The sequence below is a fragment of the Streptomyces sp. S.PB5 genome, assembly GCF_030403745.1.
Taxonomy (GTDB): domain Bacteria; phylum Actinomycetota; class Actinomycetes; order Streptomycetales; family Streptomycetaceae; genus Streptomyces.
This window is the reverse complement of record NZ_JAQMWP010000004.1, coordinates 293,176-305,852: the sequence shown is the minus strand read 5'-3', so window position 1 is coordinate 305,852 and position 12,677 is coordinate 293,176. Positions and strand designations below refer to the sequence as shown.

Below are 12,677 nucleotides of genomic sequence, written 5' to 3'. Positions count from 1 at the left end.
TGCTCACCGCCGTCAGCGGCTCACGGGCGATGCGGACAGGCCCCTCGCCGCCCGCGGCGCCGGGCCGGGGTGGGTGACGGACCCACGGGCCCTGCGGCGGGCGAGGGTGCCGGAGTCGGTGACCGGTCTGTAGAGGCACCCTGCTGATCGGCCATCACCAGTCGGTACAGCGCTGCCGCTCTGGGATTGGCCGAGCACGCCCATACGCCGTGCGGGCAGTAATCCGTGATCGTCTGGTAGAGAGGCTTGTGCTCGTCGATCCACGCGAGCATGCGCAGCATGTACTTGACGTTGTCGCCGTTGCGGAACAGCCCCCACTCGGGATACGAGATCTCCTTGCCGTGCCGGGCCGCGAAGTCCACCTGGTGCCGCAGACCGTAGGGCTCGGACACCTCCTCGTCGAAGGACTGTCCCTGCGGATTGTCGTAGGAATCCATGCCGATGATGTCCACGACATCGTCACCGGGATAGCACTCCGGCCACGGGATGGCGTCCATGCCGCGGCTGGGCGCGAAGTCGAACTTGAACTGCTGGCCGGGCACCGAGCGCATGGCTGTGACGATCCGTCGCCAGTACACCTTCCACCGTTCCGGGTCCGCGTTGCAGCGGTGGGTGTAGGTGATGCCGTTCATCTCCCAGCCGAGCACGATGATCGTGTCCGGTACTCCGAGGTCGACCAGCCGCTTGGCCAGGGTGTGGAAGTGGCGGTCGAACTCACCGGATGCGGCGCGCGCCATCAGCCGGCGGACCATGGCGTTGGACAGACGCGCGTTGTACTGGTCCATCATCGGCACGTTGAGTACGAAAAGCCGGTCCTTCTTGTCACGGCGCCACTTGGCCCAGGTGTCGAGAAAGCCTGGCGGACCCTCGATGTTGCTCCACAGGTCTCCCGGCAGATAGGTGTGCCCGACGCGCAGTTCAGCTCCTCCCAGCCAGCTGCTCAGATCCTTCATCCGGGCCACGCCGTCCGCCCCGTAGTTGAGGTACGCACCGAACGCCGTGGACGCCGATCCCGACCGGGATGGGGGTCCGGCGACGCCGCCGGGGGCGGAGGCCGAGGGCTCCGGTGCCGCCTCCGCCGCGGCCAGGGGACGGGGCGGAGGAGGCAGCCGTACGGCATCGCTCGCGGCACCCGGACCCGACATCACGGCACCCAGAGCCAGGACTCCGGCAGTGACGACAGCGAGCCTCCGCCTGGCGGGCCGGGAGTACTTCAGCACCATGCTCCACTCCTCGTTCCCTGCTCAACATCTAATACATCATCATATATATGCCTATTACCTTGAATGTGAGCAGTTGGGCATGCTCTGTTCACCCGCATGGCTGTCACCCGCGACCTCGCCGAGATACCGGTGAAGGCGGGTCACTTCTCGCGGCGGCGCAGTCTCCCGAATCGGAGAGCCGGCCCATGGGACAACCGCGCCGGCCGTAGCGCACACGACCACCACTGCGACCGGTCCCGCGCATCCCGTTCCCGTGCATCGCGGGCCGCAGACAGGACCGCCTCACGCAGTCGGAGGCGCCGTCCCACCGCTCACGGCCGCAAAAGCTCCGGCCAACAGTCCGGCAACACCCGGAACGCGGGCGATTCCACGGACACGGCCGACGGCACGACCACCATGTCCGTCATGACCACCGACACCACCACGACCACCGGCGCCGCCTCGGACCGGACGCTGGTCTGGTCGGACGAGTTCGACGCGCCGATCTCCTGGGGCACCAGATGGACCGGCGACAGGTCCAGTGCCTACCGCTACGCCGATCACAACCCGGACGACAGCAAGCTCGATCGGCTCACCACCGACGCGGTGAGCATCCACGACGGGGTCGTCACGTTCACCGCCACACCGTCCGAGCACATCCTGGAGAACGGCGAACGGGCCTGGGACACCGGGCTGCTCACCACCGAGTACTCCAGCGAGGGATTCCAGGTGCAGACGGGCGACTTCGTCGAGGTCCGGGTCAGGATGCCCGCGGCCGAAGGCGCATGGCCGGCCCTGTGGACCTGGAAGGACGGCGGCAACGAGATCGACTCGTTCGAGTACCACCCCGACAACGCAGACGTGCTGGAGCTGTCCAATCATCTCCACCATGTCTGCTCGTACTACAGCGACGACGCGATCGGCACGGGCCGATGGGTGACCATCGGCACCTGGTACCAGGCCTACACGGTCAAGTGGTACGTGAACGGCGGGGAGGTGTTCTCCGACGGCAAGGGCGTCGGAGACGACTGGTCGGCGTATCTGATCCTGAACCTGTCGGTGAGCTCCGGCACGTATCATCCGGCGCCCTCCGGCCCGGGCCCGGTCAGCTTCGATGCCGACTACATCCGCGTCTACCGCTGATCGCCCGGCCCACCACCCGGATGCAACGAACAGGTGAGGTTTCGGCATGTCACCCCCCGGAGGAGCGAATCGCGGCCGCACGGGGAGGAGCATGCGTGCGAGGCAGATGCCCGCGCCCGCCGCCCGGTGTCTCCACGGCGGCGGGCTGCACACAGGTGCCGTGAACGGAAGCGGTCATCAGAGCCACCACGAAGAGCCACAGGAAGAGGGAAGGGCCTCGATGATGACGGAAGTGACCAGGCTCCGGCGGACCGGTATGTGGAGCGCTGCGGCCGTGGCAGCGGGAACCGCGCTGGCCTTGAGTGCCGCCCCCGCCCTGGCCTCGGCCCCGACGGAAACGGGCGCGCCGCCGGCGTACTGGGGTCAGCCCGTCGCCGTGAGCGAGGAGCAGATGCCCTACATCGAGCGGGAGTCGTCGGGCGCGGTGAGATTCGGGCTCGCGGGCACCCAGGACTCCCCCACTCAGGTCAACAGGCTGGAAATGGCGGTCTTCGCACCGGAGCACACCCGGTTCGTGACCGCGACGCTGAACCCCGTGGCAGGCACGCCGGGCGGATGGCAGTGCAAGATGGCGCTCGGAGAGACCCCGATGGAGACCGGCGGCGACCGCATGGTGTGTGCCACCGAGTACCAGGGGGCACTGCCCGCCTCCGGGCAGACCTGGCAGTGGGACACGACGGTCACGGTGCCCAAGGAGTTCCTCTGCGAGTGGGCCAAGAGCACCAACGGCTGGTTCGCCGTACGGGCCCATGCCGCCGACGGCTCGGGGGCGGCATGGTCGAAGTCCGGGACCTTCGGGCTCCGCACCAGCGCCCGCCCTGTCCAGGCAGGGGTGGTCCCCACCCGTGACAACCCCTTCCCCGCCGCACCGTGCGCGCTCTCCGAGTCCGCGGAACCCGTCATCCCCGCGCCGGTTCCGGCCGCCCCCGAGGGACCCCGCGGGCCTGTGGGTCTCGGCGGCATCGGCGGCCTGCTCGGCGGCGGCCTGCTGGGAGGTCTGTCACTGCCGCTGTGATCTCACACCCACACCGTCTCGCGAATCCGCCGTCGCCCCAGGCCCCTTGACGAGACCGGCACACACAAGTGGAGGGGGAGCACCGATTGCGCCCGGTGCTCCCCTTCGTCGTGCCCGGCACAGGTGTCACTCGCTGATCCGGGGCATTCGGCCAACGCCGCCGCGCGTATCGTGCCCCTCGGTCAGCAGTCGACCGCGATCTCGAAGGGGTAACCCGGCCCCGCGCAGTCCACGGTCACCCGGCCTCCGGCGAGCACCACTCCGGGCGGGGCCGCCTCCGACACCTGTACGGGAAGCAGCACGATCGCGCTGTCCAGCGAGGGCAGTCCCGCGGGGAACGAGCAGGCGACATCCTGGGCGGTCTCGCCCGCGGTGCAGTTCGGCGGAAAGACCAGCCGTGTCGTACTGTCCGCGTTCCCGGGCACGAAGACCGAGCTGTCCGGCAGATGGACGTCGATCCGGAACGGCTCGGCGGTGGTGTCAGGGCCCGTGTTGACGATCTGGACACGCAACTGCGTGGTGCTGCCCGCGGGCACCGGATCCGGCAGGGTCGACACGCCCACCACAGTCGGGCTGGCATCGGCCATCCGGCCCTCCCGGGCGTGGGCCGTGGCCGGTACGGCGGCCAGCGCGACTGCGGTCAGAAGTACCGTGAACGCGCACCGGCGGCGGGAACGGCGTGGGTACAGGGGCATGACGTCACCTTCTTTGGTTGCCTGACATGGTTGGTTTCTGGACCGGTTCGCTCTCACCGGTAGACGCGGACATAGTCGGCTGTGAAGGTGATCGGGTCCGCAGATTGCGGGGCGGGGTGGTAGGCGCCCGAGGAGATCGACAGGCTCAGGAGCAGATAGGCGGACCAGTTCTGGCCCACTCCGCGCCTGTCCTGATAGGCGAGGACACCGTCGACGTACCAGTCGACCGAGTCGGTCCCGAGGACCACTCCGATGCGGGTCCAGTCGTCTGTGTACGGCGGGTCGAGCACGTGGTAGTTCGCCGAGTACCGGACGTGGTTGACCATTTCCAGCAGGTCCGGCGTCTCCGGGTGGTACTCGAACTTGTCGATCTCGTTGTCGCCGTCCCGCCACGTCCACATCGACGGCCAGGCCCCCGGGGAGGTGGGCAGCGCCATGAGGGTCTCGACGTAGTCCCCGGTACGGACCTGGAACCCCTGCTGGGATCCCTCTGTAGTGATCAGCCCGGTGTCCCAGGCCCTGAGGCCGTTCTCCAGAACGTGCTCACTGGGGCGGGCAGTGAAGGTCACGGCCCCGTCTGCCACGCTGACGTTGTTGGGGTCGACCCAGTCAAGCTTTCCGCCCTTGGGGTTGTGCGTACCGTACTCGAAGGCCGTACTGCCCGTGTTGGTCCAGCGGGCTCCCCACCGGATCGGGGCATCGAACTCCTCCGCCCAGCCGAGCGACCTCCCGAGGGACGGATCCGTGAACGTGCCCTCGGAGGTGACCGTGAACGTGGTCCGCCGTAGGGCATGGGAGCCGGACTCGTCGTCGTAGTAACCGAACGCGGTGTAGGTGCCGGCCGGGAAGGCGACGGGCTCGGTGACGAAGGTGAAGCCCTCGGGGCAGATCTGCGCGTTCGTGACCGAGCCGGGAAAGTCCAGGTTGTTGCCGAGCACGTCCCGTACAGCCACGCCCAGCCGCTGCACGGTCGTGCACGCGGACGCGTGCACCTTCAGTGTGGCGGTCACCGGAGCGCCGGGCTGCGCGGCCGACGGCACCAACTCGTCCTGCACGATTCCGTCGGCCGCGGCGGCACGGGCCGGGCAGGCCAACAGCACCAGTCCGGCCACACCCAGCGTGGCGATACAACTTCTGACACTCATGCGCAGGCTCCCTGTCTCCGCACGGAGACGGCACGGCGTTTTCCAGGCGGCTGCCCAGAAACGCAGTCTCACCCGCCACGGCAGACACGTCATGCGGAGCTACTGCATTCGGTGAGTCCGGGCCGCGCAGCAGAGATGGCACGAACTTCACGGCACGAGCGGACGAGCGGGCCGACGACAACCTCAGAGCGCCAGGGGCGGTCCACCGCTTCCGGGCTCCCGTGTGTGTCGGGCGACGCCCCCGTCGCCTCCTGGACGAGGCCTCAGCGGTCGGCCCCCTGAAGGTCGGCGCGTCCCAGCAAGGCGGCCCGCGCCGAAGCGGCTGTTACGAGCGCCCGAGGGGAACAAGCGTGAAAGCCACCTTGAGCCGTGTGCTGGAGGACCGCCCCGCTCCGGCTCGTTCCGTTCCCCCGACCGAACGGAACGCAGCTCGGTTTCGCCCGGCCAGACGGCGACCGGGCCACGGCGAGACCAGTCCGGACTTTGCACAGCGCGTCGGATTTCCCCACCAACTCACGGCGATCGACCGCACCCGCACACGACGCCGCGGACAGACTGACCGCCGCTCTCTACTCGGCCGCCATCCAGGCCCCCGCCTCCCGCGCCGCCGCCATACTCGCCCAGGCCACCAGGTCGATCAGACGGGAGTCGGCCGCATCGGCCGCACGGACATCCGCGACCATCTGCCCGTCCACCTGGTAGGGAGCCAGGGCCACCAGCAGGGCCAGCCGGGTGTGTGCCCGGCACTCCGAAGGGACCTCGCGCAGGAGCGGCTCGACCCAGGCCCGGCTGATCCCGGGAGGTCTGCCGTCCCACTCACGCAGCGTGGCGCGGACGAGCGCTCGCACCGGGGCCGGCACGGAACGCTCCCCCGCGGTGTCGATCACCGCCGCCGCCCGCCCGAACGCCTCGGCCAGATGGCTCGGACCGCCTGCCGTCCAGGCCAGGTCCGAGGGGACCCGGGCCGCCGGAAGGAGCCCGACCGACCGACCCGGCGGCGAGGCCGCGGGGCCTGCCGAACGGCGGAGCCAGGACAGCACCGGCATCACCACCCGCAGGCTCTGGTGCGGGATACCTCTCGGCAGCGGGACCGGACCGAGGAAGATCTGGGCCATGCGGTTGAGGTAGTGGAGCAGGACGGCCACTGCGACCAGCTCCGGACGGTGGTCCGGGCCAGGGCCGTCCGTGCGCCCGGACACGCCAGGGCGCGCCGTGTTGGCCCGCGCCCAGTCACGGGCCGCCTGGTGGTCGGCAATCGCCGGGGCAGGATCCGAAGCACCGTGAACCGTCAGCGAGTTGAGCATCGCCGAGTGCACAGTGATACAGAACGGACAGGAGTTGTGCTCGGACACCGCCACCGCCACGGCCTCTTTGGCCGCCAGACCCACCGACCCCGGCGCGATCATCGCCTCGCGCAGCATGACCCAGCTCGCCGCAAGGACGTCCGGGCTCGGCGCATGCAGCGCGATGGGCGGTGCGAGGAGGCCGAACTCGCTCTCCAGTGCCCGGTAGACGCGGGACACCGCGGGCGGAGCCGTCCGGTAGGCGACCGGCGAGACATGCCTGATCTGCACGAGGGACAGCGGACGCATGACGGTCCGCACAACACGAGTTGCCGACACTGGACTTCCCTTGTTCACGCTTCCCCCGTCCGCGGTGCTTCCGTGACCGCACGGCATGGTCGGGGCCGAGCCGCCCGCCTGACTCAGGAGGACCGGGACGAACTGATCTTCAGATCGGTGATCCCCCAGCCGGACCGCTCGTTGCGGGTGTAGATGAGGACGGCCCCGTAGCCGCCCTCACCGGCGTTGGGCAGCACCCTGTCGGCCGGCGCGTCGCCGTACACCTTCATGTTCACCCGCCACCGTGCGATCCCTCCCGCGGGGGCGACCACGCCCTTCTCGGACGACAGGCAGCGCAGGATGGTGCTCTCGTACGGGCGGCCTTCGACGACGCCGTCACCGCTGCAGGTCCACCCGCCCAGTGCCCCGTCGACCGGTGTGAGGGAGACGTCGGTGAACCGCGTCGCCCACGGCGCCCACAGCTCCATGTACAGGCGTCCGTCGTTCACGGCGTTCACCAGGCTGGGGTTCTTGAAGGCCACCGTCACCGGGCCCGAAGTTCCCGGCGCCATGACGGGAATCGACTGCTCGGTCTCACTGGGAGCGGTCAGCATCGGAATCGACGGCCCCGCGGCCGGCGCCGGGCCCGCGCCCAACACCACCGCCGAGCAGGCCAGCAGGACCGCCGCACACCGTCTTCCGGCTCGCCGTACCCGCCTCGCCCGCTGCGCATCCGCTACCGAAGTCCCCACAGCCACCCGCACATCGGTCATGATCCGCGGCTCCTTCCTGTCCGTTTCGTCGCGACCGGCACGCCCGGCGACCCACCGGCAGCGCTCACCGTATACCGCCCTATTTCGGCATGAGTCATCCCACGCCCACCCCGGGAAAAAGTCGTACGGCACAAGGGAGTTCCGACGGCACCCGTCACACGAACGGCACATCCGTGATTCCCGGCCATCCGGCATTCCGCCAGGGGCGGCATTAGAACAAATGGGTCTGACTAATGTCGATTGAAGGGAAAAAGTGAAGGAACGCACCTTTCACTGCGGTATACGTGTTTCCGACGCCGCCGAACGGTCGGGCGTGAACGAGCCGGGCAACGGCTTCGCTGGGCGAGTGCTGCCCAACTCACCGTGGAGAAAGGAAGAACAGTCGCATGACTGAGTCTGAGATGACCGGCAGCGGGAGCGACCGCCGCGGATTCATGAAGGGGGCGGCCGCCACCGCCGCCGCTGTTGGTGCCGGCGCCCTGGCAGCGAGCCCGGCGCAGGCGGCCGACGGTCCCCTGGACCTGGGCACGCTGCTCGGTGACGTCCTCGCCGGCGGCGCGCTGCTGCCGCCGATCGGTGTGGACATCCCGTGCAGCTGCTACGGCGCCAACGTGCCGCTGAAGCTGAACATCCTGGGCGCGCTCACGCTGGACTTCAAGGGCGGCATCAACGTCTGCGTCCGCACGAGCAAGGCCGACGGCCTGGTCCTGGAGATCCAGGGCCACCGCGTGGAGGCGGACACCAGCCCGAGCACCCCCAACTCGGGCACGCTCATCGCCATCACCATGTCCAACGCCACCATCACGCCCCTCAGCGTGCTGCAGGCCGCGGCGGGCAGTGGCGGTCTGGAGATGCTGGTCTACCTGTCCCTCACCATCGAGGTGATCGACAAGGCCACGGGCGAGAGCATCCTGATCCTCTCGACCGACCCGACGAAGTACGCCACCCTCAAGGCGACCGACGTCAAGTCGTTCCCGCCGGTCAACCAGAAGTACACGCTGCAGGAGCCGATGCAGCTCTTCGACAAGGACGGCGTGCTGCAGGGCGAGCTCCAGGGCTTCGACGTCCTGGTCAACCACAGCTCGGTGCCGGCCGCTGCCTGACGGTCACACGGCAACACCAGTGCGGCGCGCCCGCCACCTCCCCGGTGGCGGGCGCGCCGCCGTGTGCGGGGCGGGAGTGACCCGCAAAGCGGATGGGCAGAACTTCTCCGGCATGCCGGACATCCGAGGAGGGGCCGTCGATGGCAGCACGGAACGGGACGGACGGGGAAGAGGAGCACCATCGTCATCTGGTGCTGGGGGCTGGCCCGGCGGGACTCCAACTGGGCTGCTTCCTCCAGGCGGCGGGCGCCGACCACCTCGTACTGGAAAGGGATTCCGCACCCGGTGGATTCTTCCGGCGTTATCCCCGGCACCGGCGTCTGATCTCCCTCAACAAGGTGCACACCGTCGAGGAGGATCCGGAGATCCGGCTGCGCTGGGACTGGAATTCCCTGCTGTCGCCCACCGGGCAGCCGCTGTTCGCCGACTACAGCACGGACTGGTTCCCGCACGCCGACGCGATGGTCGCGTATCTGAGCGACTACCAGCGGGCCCATGTGCCCGCCGTGCGGTTCGGCACGGACATCCGGCGGATCGACCGCGACGGTGCCGGCTTCCGGCTGCGCGCCGCCGACGGGCGCGTGTTCACCTGTGACTGCCTGGTGATGGCGACCGGTTGGAGCGGACCGTACATCCCGCCGATCCCGGGGATCGAGCACGCCCTCGGCTATGAGACCGCCCCGGTGGATCCCGAGGCCTACCGCGGCCGGCGGGTGCTGGTGATCGGCAAGGGCAACTCCGCCTTCGAGACGGCGACTCCCCTGCTCGACCAGGCCGCCCTGGTGCATCTCGCCTCACCGCATCCTGTCCGGCTGGCCTGGCACAGCAAGCATCCCGGGGATGTACGGGGGCAGTACGGCGCGCTGTTGGACGGCTACTGGTTCAAGACCCTGCACGGGGTGCTGGAGTGCACCATCGACGGGATCGAACGGGCGGGCGACGCCTACCGGGTGTCGATCACCTACACGCTGGCGGAGGGCGAACGCGAGGAACTGGAGTACGACACCGTCATCCGGTGCACCGGATTCCGTATGGACGACTCGGTGTTCGCCGAGGAGTGCCGTCCCCGGATGGCACCGCACGGGCGCTTCCCCGCGAGCGGACCCGACTGGCAGTCGGTGGACGTCGACGGACTGTACTTCGCCGGGACGCTGGCCCAGGCCCGGGACAGCAAGCACGCCTCGTCACCGTTCATCGACGGATTCCGCTACAACCTGCGGACCCTGGCCCGGCTGCTGGCCGAGCGCTACGACGGCAAACCGCTGGAGCACCGCACGGTGGACGCGGGGCCGGACGCGCTGGCCGAGGTGATGCTGGAGCGCGTCAACTGGTCGTCGGCACTGTGGAGTCAGTTCGAGTACCTGGTCGACGTGTTCGTGGTGGACCCCGCGGACGGGGTGGTGCGGCATTACGAGGACATGCCCGAGGACTACGCCGTCGAGCGGTTCGGCGACCGGGAGCAGGTGTACACCCTCGGTCTGCGCTGGGGCCGCGAGGAGTACCGGGACGTGTTCGCCATCCGGCGCCACCCGGTACCCGAGCGGGCCCACGAGTCGGCCTTCCTGCATCCGGTGATCCGCCGCTACCGCGCCGGCGAACTCGTAGCGGAGCGGCACCTGTTGGAGGATCTGCTCGCGCAGTGGCGACGGCCCGACCGGCATGTGGAGCCGCTGCGGGTGTTCCTGCGCGAGCAGCACGACGCCGACGCCGCTACGGGGTCCGCTCCTCCTCGGGCAGCGGGGTGAACGCGTCGCCGAACAGGCCCTTCATCAGATAGGGCCCGGCCTCCTTCTGAAAGTCCACCTGCGGGGCGTAAGCGCGCACGGTGCCCTCCAGCACCAGCAGGGACAGCAGCGGGAAGATGAACTCGGGGGCCGCGTACAGGCCGTGACGGCGCTGGATGGCGAACAGCGACGCGGCGAAGGACACCAGGTCGAAGTCGGCCGCGGCGGCCCCCGTGTTCGCCTGCACCAGCTCGGAGAGTTCACGGACGAACCCGTCCGCGTCGGTGCGCGGGCCGGGCGTCGCCGTCGAGAGCACGGTACGGGCGCACGCCGTGCCGTTGCCCCGCGTCATGTGCAGGAAGAAGGTGGCGAACTTCCACCGGGTGTCCTGGTCCAGGCGCACGGTGAAGCCGACGTCGACCAGCACCACCTCCCCGGAGGGCAGGAAGTAGAGGTTGCCGGGGTGCAGATCGCAGTGGACCAGACCGTCGACGAAGAGCATCCGGTAGATCGCCCGCAGAGTCGAGCGCACCGCCCGCTCCCGTACGTCGGCGGGCAGTTCCGCGGCCGTGCCGCGCCGCAGGCCCTCCATGAACTCCATCACCAGGACGCCGTCGCCGCCGAGTTCGGGGTGGACGGCCGGGACACGCAGGCCCGTCTCGCCGGTCAGGTTGTCCCGGATCTCCTGAAGATGGCCGGCCTCCCGGGCGAGGTCGAGCTGACTGTGGATCGCCCACGTCAGCTGGTCGACGACGGCGACGGCCGGAAGGTCGCGCAGCACGGGCAGCCGGGCGGCCAGCCGGGTCGCCCTGCGCATGAGCTCCAGGTCGACCTCCAACTGTCGTACGACACCGGGGCGCAGGACCTTCACAGCGACCCGGCGGCCGTCGGGGGCCATCGCGCGGTGCACGCAGGCGATGCTGCCGGCCGCTACCGGCCGGGCCACGCCGTCCGGTCCCCGGTCCAGGATGAGGCCGGTGGCCGTCGGCTCGTCCGTCGCCGCCAGCGGCACGGGGCGTACCGCGTCGTGGAGGCGGCCGAGCGCGGCGCACACTCGCGGCGGCAGTACGTCCACGCGCGTGGCCAGGAGCTGGGCGGCCTTGACGAAGGCGGGGCCCAGCCGGGTCACGAGGTCCGCGAGCCGGTCCACGGCACGCTCGCGCGCGTCACGACGGAGTAGGCCCACGAGCAGCCGGCCGGCGAGGGAGAACAGCCCGCCGGTGAACAGCAGCAGGAGAGTCGCGGCGCGTGCCAGCAGCACCCGGGCCGGGAAGTCCGCCCGGTCCGGGCACGGCCGGGCGACGCCGACGGCCGACGGGTCGCCCTCGCCCGACGGCTGCCGGGGTACGTCGACCTGCATGGTCACTCCTTCACAGGCTGGGGCACGTCGATCTGCGACGGTGTCAGATCCAGGGACACGGCCTCGTCGGGCGAGGGCTCCTCGGCACGGCGCCGCCGCGCCAGCAGCCGCTCGCGCCACGTGATCACGCCCAGCGCGAGCCCGAACAGCAGGCTCAACGGGAATGCCAGGATCACCATGGTGAGCGGATCACCGGTCGGAGTGGCCAAGGCGGAGAAGACGAAGATCACCATGATGATGGTCCGCCAGCGCTTCGTCAGCGTCTCCGCGGCGAGCACCCCCGTGAAGTTGAGCAGCACCAGGAAGACCGGCACGACGAACGACACCCCGAACACCAGGATCATCCGGATCAGGAAGTCGAGGAACTGGTCGCCCTGGATGGAGCTGCTGAAGGAGTCCGGAGTGAAGCCGAGCAGGATCTCCAGGGCCTGGGGAAACACCCAGTAGGCCAGTCCGGCCCCGGTCAGGAACAGCGGGACGGACGCGACCACGAAACCGATCGCGTACCGCTTCTCGCTGCGGTGCAGGCCCGGTGCGGCGAAGGCCCACAGCTGGTACGACCACACCGGGCTGGACAGCACCAGCCCGGCGGCGAAGGCCACCTTGAAGGTGAAGATGAGCGGGGTCATCACCCCCTGCATCACCATCAGCCCGTTCGGGCACTCCGCGGTGGCCTGCGCGACCGCCGTGATCCCGGAGATACGGCAGCTGGGCCCGGTCAGCCGCTCGATCAGCCAGGGATGCAGGACCCAGCCGACGATCGTGCCCAGGAACGCGCCGAGCATCGCCTTCGCCAGACGGCTGCGCAACTCCCGCAGGTGCTCGCGGAAAGGCATCCGGCCCTTCGGGGAGGGCGTTGTCCGGCCGCCTGCCGGCGGTGTCCGGACCGGGGGTTCTTTCAGTTGGGTGTCCACGGGTGGGGAACTCCTGAAGCGCGAACGACGAGGGCGGCGGG

11 protein-coding genes are annotated in these 12,677 nt (G+C 69.6%); 4 read left to right on the top strand and 7 right to left on the bottom strand.

Annotation, left to right across the window (positions count from 1 at the left end):
- Positions 1 to 20 precede the first annotated feature (20 nt).
- Entirely contained in the window at positions 21 to 1,223 is a 1,203-nt protein-coding gene (locus tag PH203_RS12920; RefSeq protein WP_289919997.1) for a glycosyl hydrolase, read from the bottom strand.
- A gap of 405 nt (positions 1,224 to 1,628) precedes the next feature.
- On the opposite strand from PH203_RS12920, the gene PH203_RS12915 reads away from it, so the two are divergent.
- Both PH203_RS12915 and PH203_RS12910 read left to right on the top strand, forming a co-directional pair.
- Complete coding sequence (locus PH203_RS12915) at positions 1,629 to 2,345, top strand: family 16 glycosylhydrolase (RefSeq protein WP_289919995.1); 717 nt, start codon at positions 1,629 to 1,631, stop codon at positions 2,343 to 2,345.
- Between the two features lie 274 nt (positions 2,346 to 2,619).
- On the top strand, positions 2,620 to 3,360 hold the full coding sequence (locus tag PH203_RS12910) for a hypothetical protein (RefSeq protein ID WP_289919993.1): 741 nt from the start codon (positions 2,620 to 2,622) through the stop codon (positions 3,358 to 3,360).
- A 182-nt stretch (positions 3,361 to 3,542) separates the two neighbouring features.
- Here the strand turns inward: PH203_RS12910 and PH203_RS12905 are convergent, their stop codons facing one another.
- From PH203_RS12905 to PH203_RS12890, 4 genes are all read right to left on the bottom strand, one after another.
- Positions 3,543 to 4,055: a hypothetical protein gene (locus PH203_RS12905; RefSeq protein WP_289919991.1), complete on the bottom strand. Its 513-nt coding sequence runs from the start codon at positions 4,053 to 4,055 to the stop codon at positions 3,543 to 3,545.
- Positions 4,056 to 4,108: 53 nt separating this feature from the next.
- A complete protein-coding gene (locus tag PH203_RS12900) occupies positions 4,109 to 5,200 on the bottom strand; it encodes a family 16 glycosylhydrolase (protein WP_289919988.1) in 1,092 nt (363 codons plus the stop codon).
- 569 nt (positions 5,201 to 5,769) lie between these two features.
- A complete protein-coding gene (locus PH203_RS12895) occupies positions 5,770 to 6,774 on the bottom strand; it encodes a carboxymuconolactone decarboxylase family protein (RefSeq protein WP_289919985.1) in 1,005 nt (334 codons plus the stop codon).
- A 131-nt stretch (positions 6,775 to 6,905) separates the two neighbouring features.
- Positions 6,906 to 7,535: a hypothetical protein gene (locus PH203_RS12890; RefSeq protein WP_289919983.1), complete on the bottom strand. Its 630-nt coding sequence runs from the start codon at positions 7,533 to 7,535 to the stop codon at positions 6,906 to 6,908.
- Positions 7,536 to 7,921: 386 nt separating this feature from the next.
- Between PH203_RS12890 and PH203_RS12885 the strand changes: the two genes are divergently transcribed.
- Together PH203_RS12885 and PH203_RS12880 are read left to right on the top strand one after the other, a co-directional pair.
- Positions 7,922 to 8,638 (top strand): twin-arginine translocation signal domain-containing protein, encoded by a 717-nt coding sequence (locus tag PH203_RS12885; RefSeq protein WP_289919981.1) that lies wholly within the window; start codon positions 7,922 to 7,924, stop codon positions 8,636 to 8,638.
- Between the two features lie 140 nt (positions 8,639 to 8,778).
- The gene (locus PH203_RS12880; RefSeq protein WP_289919980.1) at positions 8,779 to 10,383 is read left to right on the top strand and encodes an NAD(P)-binding domain-containing protein; all 1,605 of its coding nucleotides are present in this window, start codon (positions 8,779 to 8,781) and stop codon (positions 10,381 to 10,383) included.
- Here the strand turns inward: PH203_RS12880 and PH203_RS12875 are convergent.
- The gene (locus PH203_RS12875) at positions 10,349 to 11,722 is read right to left on the bottom strand and encodes an AarF/UbiB family protein (protein WP_289919977.1); all 1,374 of its coding nucleotides are present in this window, start codon (positions 11,720 to 11,722) and stop codon (positions 10,349 to 10,351) included. The two genes, PH203_RS12880 and PH203_RS12875, sit on opposite strands and share 35 nt — an antisense overlap.
- 2 nt (positions 11,723 to 11,724) lie before the next feature.
- On the bottom strand, positions 11,725 to 12,558 hold the full coding sequence (tatC, locus tag PH203_RS12870; RefSeq protein WP_289919974.1) for a twin-arginine translocase subunit TatC: 834 nt from the start codon (positions 12,556 to 12,558) through the stop codon (positions 11,725 to 11,727).
- Positions 12,559 to 12,677 lie beyond the last annotated feature (119 nt).